Origin of the sequence: Corynebacterium sp. Marseille-P4611 (genome assembly GCF_916618765.1) — a bacterium.
GTDB classification, from domain to species: domain Bacteria; phylum Actinomycetota; class Actinomycetes; order Mycobacteriales; family Mycobacteriaceae; genus Corynebacterium; species Corynebacterium marquesiae.
On record NZ_CAKAKD010000001.1, the window covers coordinates 439,753 to 456,387 of the forward strand.

The 16,635-nt window shown below is 63.1% G+C and carries 16 protein-coding genes; 6 read left to right on the forward strand and 10 right to left on the reverse strand.

Features of this window, described 5'->3' with window-relative positions:
* Window positions 1-21 precede the first annotated feature (21 nt).
* Complete coding sequence (locus tag LG376_RS02240) at window positions 22-1,059, forward strand: HAD family phosphatase (protein ID WP_193393094.1); 1,038 nt, start codon at window positions 22-24, stop codon at window positions 1,057-1,059.
* An 86-nt stretch (window positions 1,060-1,145) separates the two neighbouring features.
* Here LG376_RS02240 and LG376_RS02245 read toward each other — a convergent pair whose 3' ends face one another.
* The 5 genes from LG376_RS02245 to LG376_RS02265 all read right to left on the reverse strand — a co-directional run bounded on the left by LG376_RS02245 (window position 1,146) and on the right by LG376_RS02265 (window position 4,707).
* Complete coding sequence (locus LG376_RS02245) at window positions 1,146-1,247, reverse strand: 30S ribosomal protein bS22 (protein WP_003855542.1); 102 nt, start codon at window positions 1,245-1,247, stop codon at window positions 1,146-1,148.
* A 238-nt stretch (window positions 1,248-1,485) separates the two neighbouring features.
* A complete protein-coding gene (locus LG376_RS02250; RefSeq protein WP_005276651.1) occupies window positions 1,486-1,674 on the reverse strand; it encodes a helix-turn-helix domain-containing protein in 189 nt (62 codons plus the stop codon).
* 225 nt (window positions 1,675-1,899) lie between these two features.
* Window positions 1,900-2,691: a pyrroline-5-carboxylate reductase gene (gene proC / locus LG376_RS02255; protein WP_225746035.1), complete on the reverse strand. Its 792-nt coding sequence runs from the start codon at window positions 2,689-2,691 to the stop codon at window positions 1,900-1,902.
* A 72-nt stretch (window positions 2,692-2,763) separates the two neighbouring features.
* Window positions 2,764-3,768, reverse strand: a complete 1,005-nt coding sequence (locus LG376_RS02260; protein ID WP_225746036.1) for a tripartite tricarboxylate transporter TctB family protein — start codon at window positions 3,766-3,768, stop codon at window positions 2,764-2,766.
* Between the two features lie 9 nt (window positions 3,769-3,777).
* A complete protein-coding gene (locus tag LG376_RS02265) occupies window positions 3,778-4,707 on the reverse strand; it encodes a Ppx/GppA phosphatase family protein (protein WP_225746037.1) in 930 nt (309 codons plus the stop codon).
* 33 nt (window positions 4,708-4,740) lie between these two features.
* On the opposite strand from LG376_RS02265, the gene LG376_RS02270 reads away from it, so the two are divergent.
* Window positions 4,741-5,667 carry a hypothetical protein gene (locus LG376_RS02270; protein ID WP_225746038.1) on the forward strand — a complete coding sequence of 309 codons (927 nt, stop codon included), beginning with the start codon at window positions 4,741-4,743 and terminating at the stop codon, window positions 5,665-5,667.
* Here LG376_RS02270 and LG376_RS02275 read toward each other — a convergent pair.
* From LG376_RS02275 to mshA, 4 genes are all read right to left on the reverse strand, one after another.
* Window positions 5,664-6,371: a response regulator transcription factor gene (locus LG376_RS02275; protein WP_198492446.1), complete on the reverse strand. Its 708-nt coding sequence runs from the start codon at window positions 6,369-6,371 to the stop codon at window positions 5,664-5,666. The two genes, LG376_RS02270 and LG376_RS02275, sit on opposite strands and share 4 nt — an antisense overlap.
* A complete protein-coding gene (locus LG376_RS02280; protein WP_225746039.1) occupies window positions 6,368-7,630 on the reverse strand; it encodes a cell wall metabolism sensor histidine kinase WalK in 1,263 nt (420 codons plus the stop codon). The genes LG376_RS02275 and LG376_RS02280 overlap by 4 nt, the downstream gene beginning before the upstream one ends.
* Window positions 7,631-7,693: 63 nt before the next feature.
* A complete protein-coding gene (locus LG376_RS02285) occupies window positions 7,694-8,440 on the reverse strand; it encodes a phosphoglyceromutase (RefSeq protein WP_049377838.1) in 747 nt (248 codons plus the stop codon).
* Window positions 8,441-8,480: 40 nt separating this feature from the next.
* Complete coding sequence (mshA, locus tag LG376_RS02290; RefSeq protein WP_049377837.1) at window positions 8,481-9,746, reverse strand: D-inositol-3-phosphate glycosyltransferase; 1,266 nt, start codon at window positions 9,744-9,746, stop codon at window positions 8,481-8,483.
* A 66-nt stretch (window positions 9,747-9,812) separates the two neighbouring features.
* Here mshA and LG376_RS02295 point away from each other — a divergent pair, with 66 nt between their 5' ends.
* The 4 genes from LG376_RS02295 (at window position 9,813) to LG376_RS02310 (ending at window position 15,338) form a co-directional block, all read left to right on the forward strand.
* The gene (locus LG376_RS02295; RefSeq protein ID WP_049377836.1) at window positions 9,813-11,528 is read left to right on the forward strand and encodes a long-chain-fatty-acid--CoA ligase; all 1,716 of its coding nucleotides are present in this window, start codon (window positions 9,813-9,815) and stop codon (window positions 11,526-11,528) included.
* Between the two features lies 1 nt (window position 11,529).
* Window positions 11,530-12,015, forward strand: coding sequence for a methylated-DNA--[protein]-cysteine S-methyltransferase (locus LG376_RS02300; RefSeq protein WP_225746040.1), 486 nt, complete (start codon window positions 11,530-11,532; stop codon window positions 12,013-12,015).
* A 72-nt stretch (window positions 12,016-12,087) separates the two neighbouring features.
* Window positions 12,088-13,797, forward strand: a complete 1,710-nt coding sequence (locus LG376_RS02305; RefSeq protein ID WP_225746041.1) for a long-chain-fatty-acid--CoA ligase — start codon at window positions 12,088-12,090, stop codon at window positions 13,795-13,797.
* An 11-nt stretch (window positions 13,798-13,808) separates the two neighbouring features.
* Window positions 13,809-15,338 carry an AMP-binding protein gene (locus tag LG376_RS02310; protein ID WP_225746042.1) on the forward strand — a complete coding sequence of 510 codons (1,530 nt, stop codon included), beginning with the start codon at window positions 13,809-13,811 and terminating at the stop codon, window positions 15,336-15,338.
* On the opposite strand, the gene LG376_RS02315 is transcribed toward LG376_RS02310, so the two are convergent.
* On the reverse strand, window positions 15,335-16,588 hold the full coding sequence (locus LG376_RS02315; protein WP_225746043.1) for a YihY/virulence factor BrkB family protein: 1,254 nt from the start codon (window positions 16,586-16,588) through the stop codon (window positions 15,335-15,337). The genes LG376_RS02310 and LG376_RS02315 overlap by 4 nt on opposite strands.
* Window positions 16,589-16,635: the final 47 nt, after the last annotated feature.

Sequence of the window (16,635 nt, forward strand, 5' to 3'; positions counted from 1 at the left end):
CGAAAGCTGTTTGTCTCACTCGTGTCCGCTACCACTCCCCCAGGGTTCCCCGAATCCCCCCGCGACTTCTTGGCCAATTGGACCGCCTCGCGCGGTAACCTGCGTAATTTCTTGGAGACCCAAGCGCTCGCCCCGCTGGACGAGGAATCGCAGCGCACCGCCGGTGAAGCCGCGGCCGCCGCGGCGCTGGAGGAATTCGGGCTGGAGTTGGAGGATTTCGCCTCCGGCGTGGACTCGGTCACCGGCTCCTATGACGCGGCCGGTGCACAACGCATCACCGCCCAAGACCCAGACGTACCGGTGGATGTGGGCGCGGCAGCGTTTTTCGACGTCGACAACACCCTCATCCAAGGCTCTTCCCTCGTGGAATTCGCCTTTGGCTTGGCGCGCAGGCGCTACTTCCGGCTTTCTGAAATCCTGCCGATTGCGTGGAAGCAGCTCAAGTTCCGCGTCTCCGGCAGCGAAAATGCCAAGGACGTGGCCGCCGGCCGTGCGCAGGCGCTGGAGTTTGTCAAAGGCCGCAGCGTCGACGAACTGGTAGAGCTTTGCGAGGAGATTGTAGACGCCTCGCTGGCCCGCCGCGCCTACCCCGGCACCACACAGCTGGCGGAGATGCACCTAGCCGCCGGCCAGCAGGTGTGGTTGGTCACCGCCACACCGGTCCAGCTAGCGCAGGTGCTCGCCCGGCGCTTCGGATTTACCGGCGCGCTCGGCACCGTCGCGGAGGTCAAAGACGGCAAGTTCACCGGCCGGCTGGTCGGCGATATCCTCCACGGGCCCGGCAAAAAGCACGCCGTGGCCGCGCTCGCGACCATCGAAGGCCTCGACCTCTCGCGCTGCACCGCGTATTCGGATTCCGCCAACGACGTGCCCATGCTGTCTATGGTCGGCACCGCCGTGGCCATCAACCCAGACCGCAAACTGCGCGATATCGCCGGCGACCGCGGCTGGCTCGTGCGCGACTATCGCTCCGTGCGCCGCGCCATCCGCACCTATGGTCTGCCGGCGTTGGCCACCGCCGCCTTTTCCTATGGCGGCTGGCGCTACTACCGGCGGTAGCGAGGGCGATAGAGGGCGCTGGGGGACGTCGGCAAGCATGCAAAAACCCTCCGCACAATGGCGGAGGGTAAGAAGCGGGCTGGGGTTTACTTGCCCAGCTTACGGCGCTGCACGCGGGTGCGGCGCAGCATCTTGCGGTGCTTCTTCTTGGACATGCGCTTGCGGCGCTTCTTAATGACGGAACCCATGGAGTCCTCACTTTCGTGTAGTACGTACTGTCAAACTTGTCAGCGCTAAAACGGCGAAGGTGCACTCTTGCCGCCGTGGCCACACGGACCGCGGGCCACATCAGCGAGCCGACACGAATGCACACCATCTTACCCAGCACCCAGCCCGTGACCAAAAAGGGCCTATGCGAAACAACAGCGCCCACCACCGCTGACCTCGAAGGCCAACAGAGGTGGGCGCTGTCTGTGCGGCGCGAGCTTAGGCTCCGTAGACGGAAGCCTCTAGGTACTCGTTGACGGCAGACTCGTGAACGCGGAAGGAGCGTCCGACGCGAACAGCCGGCATTTCGCCTGCGTGAACCAAACGGTAGACGGTCATTTTGGAGACGCGCATAATCTCGGCGACCTCCGCGATCGTCAGAAAGGTTCCCTTTTCTTCATTTGCCATATATATCTAACCCTTCAGCTCGTTACGCGCTGTAGGCTTCCCCTCCCACAGGACTTCACGCACGTGCTTGCCCTAGCCTATCGTGAAACATGTGACTAATGCGACCCAAGTGCCAAATTTTTTCACAGCATTCATTAGGGTTTCCCCTAAAAGCGCTGCTTAACACCCGCCCCAACACTCCCGGGTGGGTACACCCCCACCACGGGGAGGTCGCACACGGAGGCGCTAGCCGAGCTCCTTGGCCTTATCAGAGCAAGCCTCTGCCGCGCGGTAGAACGCGCCGCGAAGGCCGGACTCCTCCAGCTCGCGGACGGCGGCCGCAGTGGTGCCGCCCGGCGAGGTTACGCCAGCGCGCAGCTGGGTGGCCGAGCGGCCGGAGCTAGCTAGCATCTCACCAGAGCCGGCTGCGGCTTGGGCGGCAAGCTTCTCGGCGACGTCGCGGGGAAGGCCGAGCTGCACGCCGGCATCGACAAGCGCCTCTGCCACGAGGAAGAAATAAGCCGGGGAGGAGCCCGCCAGCGCGGTGGCGGCATCGATATTCTTCTCCGGAATGACCGCCACCTCGCCCACGGCCTCGAGCAGCTCGCGCACGCCGTCCATCTGAGCGTCGCTCACGTGCTCACCGGCCGCGCAGGTGCACATGCCGCGACGCACCAACATGGGGGTATTAGGCATAACGCGCACCACCGGCACGCCTTCGCCCGCCGCACCCTGCAGCTGCTCTAGGGTCAGGCCCGCGGCCATGGACACGACCACGGCGTCCTTGGCCGTCTCAAGGCCTTCGAGCAGGTCCAGGATGGCGTAGGGCTTCACACACGCGAAGATATAGTCCGCGCCGTCCACCGCCGCCGCATTATCGCTGGTGACGTTGACGCCATAAGTCTCTTTGAGTTCCTTGCTGCGGGATTCGGTGCGATTGGTGACCGTGATATCCGAGCCCGTAAAACCCGATGCCACGAGTCCCGAGGTCAAAGCCTCACCGATTTGTCCGCCGCCTAAAATTGCAATCTTTGTCATAGTCTCCACCATGCCAAAAATGCGGAACCCCGGCTACCGTGTGGAGTAACCGGGGCGTCGACAAGCGGGGGCTTAGAGCATGACCAACAGCAGCGGGCCGAAGGTCAGGATAAGGCCGGTAAAGCCGGCCAGGAACATGGAGAATCCATCGCGCGCGGTGCGCAGGGCGTGCGTCACGCCCACCATAATCGCGGTGACGCACAGCGCGAGGATGGCGACGACAAGGCGCGGGAAGCTATCCCACAGAATCTCAAAGCCCTTGAAGATGACAATCGCCAGCAGGATGCCCGCGACAATCATCAGCAGGATGGAAACTGGGTTGAGCTTCTCGTGCTCTTCCTCGATCCATTCTTCGTCGTCCTCGACCTTGGGCAGGTTGCCGGTTTCCTCGGCATCCTTAGCGACGCCCGCCTTCTTCGACGCCGGCACCGACGCTGCAGCGGCCGCTCCAGCACCAGCTGTCGCAGCTCCCGCTCCGGCTGCCTTCGCGTCCTTGTCGGCCTTCGGCTTTTCAGCAACGGGCTTCGCGGCGCTAGCTTTGTCCGCGCTGGTCTTGTCTGCGGCCGGCTTCTCCGCTGCGGGCTTGGCTGCAGTTGCCTTCGCCGCGGCAGGCTTGGCGTCGTCCGCCTTCGCCTTATCCACGCGCTGGATTACTGCGGTGTCATCGGCAGAAGGCTGCTTCTTCTTCGCCGCCTCCTGTACCGCGCCGGCAGCGGCAGGCTTCTTTGCGGTGGACTGTGCAGCCGACGGGGCGGACGCAGCAGGCTTTGCGGCAGCCTTGGCTGCAGGCTTGTCGGCGGACTTCTTTGCGGAGCCGGAATCGGTCGCGTCAGCGGCCTTGGGGGCGCGGATGACGGGAGCATCCTCGTCGATGGAGACGGAGGTGTGCTTGGCCTCGGCAGGCGAAGCCTCGACCTTCTTAAGGTTGCCGGTTAGCTCGGCAACGGAAATGCCGCCTTCATCGAGACTGCGGCGGTGGCGGCGCGAACGCTTGTCGCCCTTGCCGCCCTTCTCGCCGCGGGCTTTTTTATCGCGAGCCAGCAGCTCTGCCACGGTCAACTTCTTCTTGTCAGCCATGATCTCTTCCTATTCCAATCCCTTGTCGGTCCGGCGCAAAATGACGCCCTCACGCAGCGCCCACGGGCAGATTTCCAGCTTCTCAATGTCCAAGGCTCGCATGGATGCCTCGGCCACTAGAGCGCCGGCAACAATTTGGTGCGATCGGTTAGAACTTACACCTTCTAGGTCCGCTCTGTCTGCCGCAGTCATGCGAGAGATGAAGGAAATCAACTGGCGCAGACCCGGTGCAGTCAACGTGCGCTTGACGTATGGGCCGGCAGACGACGGGGCGGAACCGGTCAGGCGCGCCAGCGTACGGAAGGTTTTGGAGGTACCCACGGCGAGGCCAGCGGGGCCCATGGCCTTCATCTGCTGGGCAACGTCTTCGAGCTCCGCATCGATATAATCGCGCAGCGCACTTACCTTCTTTTTCTCCGGTGGGTCGGTGTCGAACCAGTTATGGGTCAACCGGCCAGCGCCCAGGTCGAGGGAGAAGGCGAGGTCGGGGTGCTCGTCGGTACCGGTGGACAGCTCTAGCGAGCCGCCGCCGATGTCCAGGTTGGTAATACGACCGGCGGACCAGCCGTACCAGCGGCGTGCGGAGAGGAAGGTCAGCTGGGCTTCTTCCACGCCGGAGAGAATCTGCAGGCGTACGCCGGTCTGCTTTTCCACCTCATCGAGCACGGCCTCCGAATTATGCGCGGAGCGCACCGCCGAGGTAGCAAAGGCGATAAATTCAGCGCAGCCCAACTTATCGCCCAGCTCGCTCGCCTCGGCTACGGCGCTGACCAGCTTCTTTACACCCTTTTCTTGGATGTTGCCCTTTTTGTCCAGCTGTTCTACCAGCCGGAGCGGGGTCTTCCAATCACTCATCGGAGTGGGCCGCCCGCCCGTCGCGGCATCGACCGCAACGAGGTGGACGGTATTGCTTCCGACATCTAATACACCTAATCGCACACTAATAGCGTAGTAGGTCTACCGTGGTTAGGTGTGAATCGCCCAAAATCTGACACGGTATACCTAGGTTTTCCCGCGAGCTCGCCCGCGGCGGCGTCGATAAGAGCGGGCCGCGAAGAGGCCCCTGATTTCCCGCGGGAGTGGTTCGAATTTACCAACCCAAACGACCCACACCACGTCTTTTCCATCGACCTAACATGGGTGGAATCGCACTACAGCTGCCAATTTGGGACGTCGGCATGCCGGGGCATCGATAAGAGCCAGCCCGACGTGGGCTGCTGCGTGCATGGCGCCTATATGGCCGATGAGGAAGACCGCGACCAGCTTTACGACGCCGTCTCGCGCATGCCCGCCAAGTATTGGCAGCTGCGCCCAGCGGGGGTAGATGAGTTCCTCGCGCAGGACGCTACGGACGAGTTGGAGCCATGGCTAGAGTGGGACGAGCTCGATGGCGAGGACGGCGAACCGGAACCGGCGCTGAAGACACCCATAGTGGACGGCGCGTGCATTTTTGCCAACCGCGCCGGCTGGGCTACGGGAACGGGCTGCGCGCTGCACCAGTGGGCTGTCGATACCGGCGAGGAGCTCACGGTGGTAAAACCCGAGGTGTGCTGGCAGCTACCGCTGCGCCGATACGAAGACTATGAAGAGCGCCCGGATGGGCAGGAGATTTTGCGCACGCAGATCGGCGAGTATGACCGCCGCGGTTGGGGCAATGGCGGCGAGGACTTTGATTGGTATTGTTCGGCCGATGCCGCCTGCCACGCCAACCCGCTGCCGATGTGGCAATCGCACGAGGACGAGCTGGTAGCGCTCATGGGCCGAGAGTCCTATGAGATTCTGGCCGCGCACTGCAAGGCACGCGCCGCGGCGGCCGAGCACGGCGTCCAGCTCACACAGCATCCGGCCAGCGTGAAGGCCGGGAGCCTACAGGCAGGAAACCAGCAGGCGGAGAGCTAGAGCTCGAATTTATAGCCCAGGCCGCGCACCGTAACCAGGTGCTTCGGACGGGAAGGCTGCTCCTCGATCTTAGAGCGCAGGCGCTTGACGTGAACATCGAGCGTCTTGGTGTCGCCAACATAATCGGCGCCCCAGATGCGATCAATGAGCTGGCCGCGGGTTAGTACGCGGCCGGCGTTGCGCAGCAGGTACTCCAGGAGGTCGAATTCCTTGAGGGGCATGGAAACCGGCTCGCCCGCGACGGTAACGGTGTGGCGTTCCACGTCCATCTTGACGCGGCCGCCCTCGAGGATCTGCTCGGCTACTTCTTCCTCCGCCTCGGTATCGGCGCCCGAGCCGGAATCGTGGCCGCGGCGCAGGACCGCGCGGATGCGGGCGATGAGCTCGCGGGAGGAATAAGGCTTGGTCACGTAATCATCAGCGCCGAGCTCAAGGCCGACGACCTTGTCGATCTCGGAATCACGTGCGGTCACCATGATGACCGGCACGGAAGAGGTGGTGCGCAGCTGCTTGCATACCTCGGTGCCGGACATGCCGGGCAGCATGAGGTCTAGAAGGACGATATCGATGTCGTTAGCGGCAAACTTTTCCAGCGCGGTGGGGCCATCGTGCGCGATGATCGGCTCGAAGCCCTCCTTGCGGAGGAGGAATGCCAGCGGATCTGCCAGCGACTCTTCATCTTCAACGATGAGGATGGTGGTCATTGTGCTTTATCCTTTCGACGTGCTGCAACGCGTGCTACTGCACGCGGGAGCCCAGGCGCCGCCGCGTCGACGGCATCCCTTTTCTCATTATCCTTCATGCCAGCATCCTGCGCTGGCTTTTCTTCCCTGTAGATGGGCAATTCGATGGTGAATGTAGAACCCGTACCGGGCCGGGACCACAGTTTGATGTTGCCGCCATGGTTGGCCACCACGTGTTTAACAATTGCTAATCCTAGGCCAGTGCCTCCGGTCTGCCGCGACCGGGCTTGGTCTACGCGGAAGAAGCGCTCGAAGACGCGCTTTTGATCATCCGGTGCGATACCGATTCCGCGGTCCGTAACACGGATGAGCACGACCCCGCCATCCACCACTTTTTGGGAGACCGATACCGGCATCTTCTCCGGCGAATAGTTAATCGCGTTGGAGACGAGGTTAGACAGTGCGGTAACCAGCAGGGACCTATCTCCTTTGACCTGCACGCCGACGGAGGCGCCCCGGTTGAGCTCGATGGAGCGAGCCTCCGCAGCCAGTTGGTTGCGCGAGAGCGCTTCCTCGATGAGGTCATCGACGGCTAGCGGTTCCATCTCTGGCAGCGCCTCGGCGCCTTGCAGCTTGGACAAGGAAATAAGCTCGCTGACCATATCGGCCATGCGGTTGGCTTCCTTGTAGACCTTGTTGCCAAAGTACTCCACGGTCTCTTGGTCGCCGGGGTCTTGGAGCAGGGCCTCGGCCAGCAAGGCAATGCCGCCGACGGGGGTCTTGAGCTCGTGGGAGACGTTTGCCACAAAGTCGCGGCGGGCGGATTCCATGCGGACGTTTTCGCTCTCATCGGTGCCATAGATGATGACAAAGCGGCCGTCGTTAAGCGTCAGCGGCTTAATGACCGCCTTGAACTGGGTGACACGGTGGCCTGTGCGGCGCTTGGGAATGGCCAGGTCGACGGTGCGGGTCTCCTTGTCCTCGAAGACCTCCTGCGCGGTCTGCCACACGTCCGGGTTCACGGCGCGATCATGCACCAGGGACATCTCATGGGCGGCGGGATTGGACATGACGATTTCTTGGTTGCGGTCCAGCACCGCCAGGGCCGTCGGCGAGCCTTGCACGGCCAAGTGCAGCACCTGGCTGACCGTCGTGACTTGGTTGGCCTCGGCATCGGTGGCTTGGCGGTAGCGCGCAATGCGCCCGCGCAGCCAAGAAATCGCTGGCAGCGCCAGCCCGCAGGCCACCACGCCGGCGGCAAAGGAAAGAATCAATTCCACGTGTCTAGCCTATCCATCACAAAGTCCCCAGGGAATACTCCCCGGGGACTGTGGCGCAGTTTCTTACTTACCGCCCTGTGCAGCAACGGCGGCGGCACCAGCAGCGGCGGCTTCCGGATCCAGGTAAGTGCCACCTGGGTTTACTACGGAGCCGTCCTCGGTGATCTCATAGACCAGCGGGATGCCGGTTGGAATGTTCAGGCCGGCAATATCATCATCAGAGATATTGTCCAGGTGCTTAACCAGTGCGCGCAGGGAGTTGCCGTGAGCGGCGATGAGCACAGTCTCGCCCTTCTTGGCGCGCGGAAGGATTTCTTCTTCAAAGTACGGCACAAAGCGGGCGACAACATCCTTGAGGCACTCGGTCTGCGGAACCTTGTCTAGTTCTGCGTAGCGCGGGTCATTGGTCTGGGAATACTCGGAGTCATCGGCCAGCTCCGGCGGGCGCGTGTCATAGGAGCGACGCCATGCCATGAACTTTTCCTCGCCGTACTCTTCCTTGGTCTCGGCCTTGTTCAGGCCCTGCAGGGCGCCGTAGTGGCGCTCGTTGAGGCGCCAATCGCGCACCACTGGGATCCAGTGGCGGTCGGCGGCGTTGAGAGCGATATTTGCGGTGCGGATAGCGCGACGCAAAAGAGAGGTATACAGGACATCGGGCAGAACGCCTTCCTGCGCGAGCAGCTCGCCGCCGCGCTTGGCTTCTGCCTCACCCTTTTCGGTCAGATCTACATCGACCCAGCCAGTGAACTGGTTGGACTCGTTCCACTTGGATTGGCCATGGCGAAGAAGAATCAGTTTTCCGTTAGTCATGCCTCCAGCATGCCATGAAATGGCTTCCGGCGTAGGACGTTTAATCTCCACTTGCCCGCCGTTGATGGCAGTCTGGAACCTCGATGCGGCTGGCCTCGTCATAGATTTCTGCGAGCGCAGCAGCGGAGCTGGCCCAGCTAAAGCGTGCGGCGTGGGCGACGGCGGCTTCGCCCATGGCGATGCGCATGGGGTCGTCGTCAAGCAGGCGGGCTAGAGCATCGGCCCAGTCGGACGGGTCATGCGAGTGCACCAGCAAGCCGGTCTCCTCGTCGGCCACAGCGATGGGCAGCCCGCCGACGGCCGCGGCTACCACCGGCGTGCCAGAAGCCTGGGCCTCCAGCGACACCAGACCGAAGGACTCGTTATAGCTGGGCACCGCTACGATATCGGCCGCGCGGTAGACCCCCACCAGCTCCTCTGGCGGGCGGGCGCCTAAAAAGCGCACGCGCTTATCGACGCCCAACTCGCGCGCCAACTCCCTATAGGCCTCCGGCGCCGTATTCGCCCCCGACGGGCCACCACAGATGACCACGCGCAGGTTGCGCGCTGGTTCGCGGCGGAAGAGCTCGGCCGTGGCGCGAATGAGGACCTCTGGGCCCTTGAATTTTTGTAAGCGCCCCACAAAGGCCACCACCTTAGTGTGCAGCGGAATGCCCAACTCGCGGCGGGAGCGCTCGGTATTGCGGTCCGTGCCAGGGGTAAAAAGTTCTACGTCGGCACCGGGCGAGACTACGCGAATGATGTCGCACTCGGCATCATAGTGTTCGGCCAAATCGCGGGCTTCTTGCTCGGTATTGACCACGAGCAGGTCCGCGTTATCCACCAGTTGCTGCTCGCAGATGCGGCGGGCCTCGGACTCCAAGGTGTCATCCGCGGTCCGGGAGGCGTTTTTCACCGCGGCGAGGGTATGGGCCGTGTGGATGAGCGGAATGCCCCAGAGATCCCGTAGCAGCCAGCCCACCTGGCCGGAGAGCCAGTAGTGGGAGTGAATAAGGTCATATTTCTTGCCCTGCCACTTGGCAAATTGCACCATGCCGCCCGCGAAAGCGGCCAGTTGGGTCGGCAGATCCTCTTTATCCAGACCCTCGTACGGCCCGGCGACGATATTAATGACGCGCAGATGGGGTTCAACCTCAATGATTTCGCCCTGGCTAGGCCGAGTGGCGCGGGTATAGACGTCGACCTCTATTCCCCGGCGAGCCAGTTGGCGCGCACTATTGAGGACATAGACGTTCATGCCGCCGGCATCCCCCGAGCCGGGCTGTTCAATCGGCGAGGTATGCATAGAGATCATGGCGATGCGCATGGCGCTCAATTCTACCGGCGCTATACTGGCCCCTGCCAGAAACCTACGCTACCGAAAGGTATAGTTTTGTCCGCATACGAATCACAGGCTTGGCTCCAGTATTACCCGGAATGGACACCGCACCACCTCGAGTACGGCGACACCACGTTGCTGGATATCTACGACAACAACCTTGAGGTCAACGCCGATAAACCGGCCACCTACTTCTTCGGGCGCACCCAAACGTATGCGGAGCTGGACCGTCAGGTTCGCGCTGCGGCCGCTGGCTTGAAGGCCTTCGGTGTGCGTCCCGGTGACCGAGTCGCCATCGTGGCACCGAACTCGCCGCAGTACATCGCGGCGTTCTACGCCATCTTGAAGCTGGGCGCCCAGGTGGTACTGCACAACCCGCTCTACACCGCCCACGAGCTTGAAGGGCTCTTCCAGGATCACGGTGCGCGCATCGCCATCGCCTGGGATAAGGCAGCGCCGACCTTGGAGAAGCTGCGCGCGACCACCAACCTGGAAACAGTCGTGTCCATCAACATGATCAACGCCATGCCCACCCTGCAGCGCGCCGCCCTGCGCCTGCCCATCCCGCCGCTGAAGTCCAAGCGCGAGCAGCTATCGTCCCCGGCACCTAATACCGTGCCGTGGGAAACCTTGGTGGGCAACGCCATCGGCGGCGACGGCAGCGATATCACCACGCCGGAAGACGTGGACAAGGACACCATCGCGCTCATCATGTACACCTCTGGCACCACCGGCGCCCCGAAGGGGGCCATGCTCTCGCACGGCAACCTCTTTTCCAACCTGATGCAGGGCAAGGCGTGGGTTCCTGGCCTGGGCGATAAGCCGGAGCGTATGCTAGCCGCCCTCCCCTTCTTCCATGCTTATGGCCTGACCATGAATGTGACCTTGGCACAGTTCATCGGCGGCGAGCTGGTCATTCTGCCGAAGCCCGATATGTCGCTCATTATGCAGTTGATGAAGAAGCACACCCCGACCTGGGTTCCGGGCGTACCGACGCTCTACGAGCGCATCGTGAAGGCCGCCGAGGATCAGGAAATCCCCCTCAAAGGTGTGCGCGCGGCCTTCTCCGGTGCGTCTACCCTGCCTTCGGACACGGTCAACAAGTGGGAGAACTACACCGGCGGCCTCTTAGTGGAGGGCTATGGCCTCACTGAGTGCTCGCCGATTATCGTGGGCAACCCCATGAGCACCGACCGCCGCCCAGGTTACGTGGGCATCCCGTTCCCGGATACCCAGGTGCGCATTGCCAACCCGGATAACCTGGATGAGACACAACCGGACGGCGTTGAGGGCGAGGTGCTGGCCCGCGGCCCGCAGATCTTCAAGGGCTACCTCAACAATGACGAGGCCACCGAGGCCGCCTTCCACGGTGAGTGGTTCCGTACCGGTGACATGGGCGTCATGGAAGAGGATGGTTTCATCCGCCTGGTCAGTCGCATCAAGGAAATCATCATCACCGGCGGCTTCAACGTGTATCCGGGCGAGGTGGAAGAAATCCTGCGCGAGCACCCGAGCATCGATGACGTCGCCGTGGTCGGCCGCCCGCGCGAGGACGGCTCCGAGGACGTCGTGGCCTGCCTCGACCTCGCCGATGGCGCCGCCTTGGATCCGGAGGGACTCAAGGACTACTGCCGCGAGCGCCTGACCCGCTACAAGGTCCCGCGCACCTTCTACCATTTTGAGGAGCTGGCCAAGGACCAGATGGGCAAGATCCGCCGCCGCGAGGTCCAGGCAGACCTCATCCGCCGCCTCGAGGCCGAACAGAACTGAGATGTTCCGCCTTATCGATAGCCCCCTCGGACCCCTGCGCCTGCAGGCGAGCCCGCGGGGGCTTTCCCGTGTCGAATTCACCGCAGCCAGCATCCTGCAGAAAGAGATGGGCGGTGTGGAAGAAGGGGACGTCGGAAAGCGCAGTGCAGACGTGCTCGATGCCGCCCAGGCGCAGCTTACGGAGTACTTCGCCGGCCGGCGCCACTCCTTCGAGCTTCCCCTCGACCCGCCTGCGACGACCGACTTCCGCGCCGCGGTGCATGCGCAGTTGGCGGAAATTGGCTACGGGGAGACGGTCACCTACCGCGACGTCGCTAAATTACTCGGCCGCCCCAGCGCGACACGGGCCGTGGGCAGTGCGTGCGGCGCCAATCCCCTGCTCATCGTGCGGCCGTGCCACCGTGTACTGCGCAGCGATGGCGGGCTCGGCGGCTACGCGGGTGGTCTGGAAGCCAAACGTTTTTTGCTGACATTAGAAGAAAACTAGAGGGCTTCTTCGCGTTTGGGATATGCTACCCCCTCAGAAATAGTTTTTGTAGCCAAACGAAAGGTTTTTCGCGTGTCCGCTTCCACCTCCCGAGCCTGGCTCGAACACTACAGCGCCTGGACCCCACACACGCTGGACTACGGCGATAAGACCATCGTCGACTACTACCGCGATAACCTACGGGCCAACGCCAATAAATCCGCCACCTACTTCTTCGGCCGCACGCAAACCTACGCGGAGCTTGATGCCCAGGTGCGCGCCGCCGCGGCCGGGCTCAAGGCCTTTGGCATTCGCCCGGGTGACAAGGTGGCCATCGTCCTGCCCAACTGTCCCCAGCACGTCGCAGCCTTCTATGCGGTGCAGCTACTTGGTGCCACCGTGGTCGAGCACAACCCGCTCTACACCGCCCCGGAGCTGGAAGGGCTGCTCAATGACCATGGCGCGCGTGTGGCTATCTCCTGGGACAAAACCGCCTCCACGCTGGAAAAGCTGCGCTCGACCACCCCGCTAGAAACCATCGTCTCCGTCAACATGGTCGAGGCCATGCCCCCGCTCAAGCGCCTCGCGCTGCGCCTGCCCATCCCGCCGCTGGCCGCCAAGCGCGAGCAGCTCACCAGGCCCGCGCCCAATACCGTGGAGTGGTCCACCCTCATCGGCTCGGCCATCGGCGGCGATGGCTCGGATCTCGATGTCCCTGAGATCTCCCAAGACGATATTGCGCTTATCCTCTACACCTCCGGCACCACCGGTAAGCCCAAGGGCGCGCTACTTTCGCATGGCAACCTCATTGCCAACGCCATCCAGGGCAAGGCCTGGGTGCCGCAGATGGGCAAGCAACAAGAGCGCTTCCTCGCGGCACTGCCCATCTTCCACGCCTATGGCATGACCACGCTGTGCGTCTTCAGCATCTACTTGGGCGCCGAGCTCATCCTTGTCCCCTCCCCACAAATGCCGCTCATTCTGGACATCGTGAAAAAGCGCACGCCTACCTGGCTTCCGGGCGTGCCCACGCTGTATCAAAAAATCATGGACGCAGCGGAAGAAAAGGACGTGGACCTAAGCGGCATCCGCAATGCCTTCTCCGGCGCCGCCACGCTGCCCGTAGAGATTGTGGAGCGCTGGGAGGCCCTGACTGGCGGCCGGCTCGTGGAAGGATTCGGTATGACAGAAACCTCCCCGGTCCTCACCGCCAACCCCATGAATGGCAAGCACCGCCCCGGCTATGTGGGCGTGCCCTTCCCGGATACGGAAGTGCGCATTGCCAACCCCGAAAACCTGGATGAAACCCAGCCCGACGGCCAACCGGGTGAGATGCTCGCGCGCGGCCCGCAGATTTTCCAGGGTTATTTTGGCAATGCCGCCGCCACTGAAACGACCTTTCACAATGGCTGGTTCCGCACCGGCGATATGGCGCTCATGGAGCCGGATGGCTATATCAAGCTGGTCAGCCGCATCAAAGAAATCATCATCACCGGCGGCTTCAACGTCTACCCCGCAGAGGTAGAAGAGGCGATTGCCCAGCACCCCGACGTGGTGGATGTCGCCGCCGTGGGCCGCCCGCGCCAGGATGGCTCGGAGGACGTCGTCGGCTGCGTCACCCTGCGCGATGGCGCCGTGCTCGATCCCGAGGGCTTGAAGGAATTCTGCCGCGAGAGCCTCACCCGCTATAAGGTGCCGCGCACCTTCTACCACTTCGAAGAACTGGCGCGCGACCACCTAGGCAAAATCCGCCGCCACCAGGTGCGCAAGGACCTACTCGAGCTGCTGGGGACGAAGGCCTAAACTTAGCGGCTATGGCAGATATTCATTACGGTGCCACCTTGACGGATTTCCTCGCCGCCGCCGTCGCGAGGTTTCCGCAGCGCCCCGCCACCTACTTCGCCGGCCAGACACTGACCTATGGCGAGCTCGATGCCCAGGTGGCGGCCGCGGCTGGGGCCCTGCGCGAGATGGGCGTGCAGCCCGGCGACCGCGTGGCGCTCCTGCTGCCCAATTGCCCGCAGCACGTGGTGGCATTCTTCGCCATCCTGCGCTTGGGCGCGGTGGTGGTGGAGCATAACCCGCGCTATACCGCGCACGAGCTCACCCCGCTGCTCGCCCACCATGGCGCCCGCGTGGCGATTGCCTGGGAGGACATCGCCCCCACCGTCTCCGCTCAGGTAGAGACCACCATCTCCGTCTCCCTTAGCGCACCGCTTCCGCTAAACGGCACCCCAGTGGAGGCGCACCCAGCCACGCTTGCCGACGCCGCCCTTATCCTCTACACCTCCGGCACCACCGCCCGCCCCAAGGGCGTGGTCTTAACCCACGGCAACCTCGCGGCGAACTGCCTGCAGCTAGAAACCCAGGCCCCGCTACGTTCCGGCCACGAGCGCTTTCTAGCCGCGCTGCCCATGTTCCATTCCTATGGCCTGACGATGAGTGTGCTCCTCGCGGTGCGCTGCGCGGCCGAGATCATCCTGCTGCCTGCCCCACACACCGACGCGGTGACCAAGGCACTAGCCACGCGCCGCCCCACCTGGATGCCGGGCGTGCCCACCATCTACGAGCGGGCCATGGCGGCCGCGCCCACCGCCGCTGGCTCATCCGCCCCCACGGATCTCGGCGGGGTGCGCTATTCCATCTCGGGCGCGGCCTCGCTGCCCTCGCGCATCATCGATCCCTGGGAAGCACGCACCGGCGGCATGCTGGTGGAAGGCTATGGGCTTACGGAAACCTCTCCCGTGCTGACCATCAATCCCCTTAGTGACGCCCGGCGCGCCGGCACCATCGGCCTGCCACTGCCGGATACGCAGCTGCGCATCGGCGATCCTCACGACCTCAGCCGCACCCAGCCGGATGGCGAGGCCGGCGAGATCCTCGCCCGCGGCCCGCAGGTCTTTAGCGGCTACCTTGCCGACGCCCCCGCCACCGCCGCCGCCTTCCATGAAGGCTGGTTCCGCACCGGAGACATGGGCGTTCGCGAGCCCGATGGCCATATCCGGTTGGTGGGCCGCATCAAGGAAATCATCATCACCGGTGGCTTCAATGTCTATCCCGGCGAGGTTGAGGAGGCCTTAGCCTCCCATCCTGATATTGCCCAGGCCGCAGTCGTGGGCGTTCCTCGCTCCGATGGTTCAGAGGATGTCGCCGCTTGCGTGGTGCTTGCCCCCGGCGCGCAACTCGACGAGTCTGCCTTGCGCGACCATTGCCGCGGGTTGTTGGCACGTTATAAGGTCCCGCAGCGCTTCTTTGCCATGGAGACGCTCGCCGCCGACCAGCTGGGCAAGCTGCGCCGCCGCGATGTCCAACGCGATCTCCTCGCCCTGCTCAACCAGGGCTAGCCTTCTTCACGCGCTTCTCGGCGCACCGCCTGTTCGTAGATGCGCTCGGCTCGCTCCTCAAGGTCGTGCTGGGCGCGGGCTTGGGCTTTAGCGGCGGCGTCGGAACGCGGCGGGGCCTGAATATGCCGCGCGGCGTGCCGGCCCAATTGCAGTTCTTTGGCGCGCAGAACCTCCGCATCGATTTTGATGCCCAAAATGAGCATCGTATTAGATAGCCACACGGCCATGAATACAGCCATGATGAGGCTGAAGGCGCCGTAGACGCTGGCACCAGCAAATCGCTGGGTATAGAGAGCGAAAGCTCCCCACACCACCACATTGGCGCTAAGCGCCACTACGGAGCCGAGGGTTATCCAGCGAAAGCGCGCCGGTCGCACATTCGGGGAAAAGTGATACAAGATAGCGATCAAGCTCAGCACGATCACCACGGTGAGCGGGAAGCGCAGCCAATTCCACACTGGCATAAAGATGCCGCCCAAAAAATCCGCGGTGCCTTGCATGTCCAGCTTGCCAGCCAGCGGTTCGACCACACCGCTCACAATGGTATCGCGCAGCAGGTTGGCAAAAAGCACGATGACCGCGCCGATGACCAAGATGATGGTAAGCCCCCACATGAGCGCCCAAGTGCGGATAATCCCGCGGCCTTCTACCCGCCCGTAAACGATATTGGCGGTGCGGGAGAAGGCACGCACGTAGGCCGAGGCGGCAAAAAGAGAAACCAGCACGGATACCACCAGCGCGAAGGTGCCTTGTGCCGTGGAACCAATGATGGAGCCCACGAGGTGCTCGGCCTGCTCCGTCATCGAACTGGGCACGTAGTCTGCAATGAACTGCGAAGTTAATTCGTGTACCTCGGCGCGCCGAGAGGAAAAGATGAGCGTCGCTATCGAATAGGCCGCGAGCACCGTAGGGGCAAAGGCCATAAGCGTGAAGTACGTCATCGTGGCCGCACGGTCCATCAAGGCATCGTGGAAGAAATCGGCCCACACGCGGCGCACCACCAGCCCCCAGCTTTCCTTACGCAAGCGGTTGCCGCAGGCCAGGGGGTCCAATTCATCGGTGTGGCCCTCAATCTTGACCACGGTGGGCGCGGTACTGGGCACAATCTTATCCGCGCCCTCGTAGACGGATTCGCTCACCGGAGTAGCCGCGGCGCTCGACGGAGTGCCGCCAGGCTGTTCAGCAGAAGGCAAGTCCCCAGGGGTGCGTGCGGCGCCAGGAACCTCGGCGGAATCGTCCAGTGTGCTCATATTATCCCAGCGTATGCGGTAAAGAATCTATTTCAGGAAGTGACACT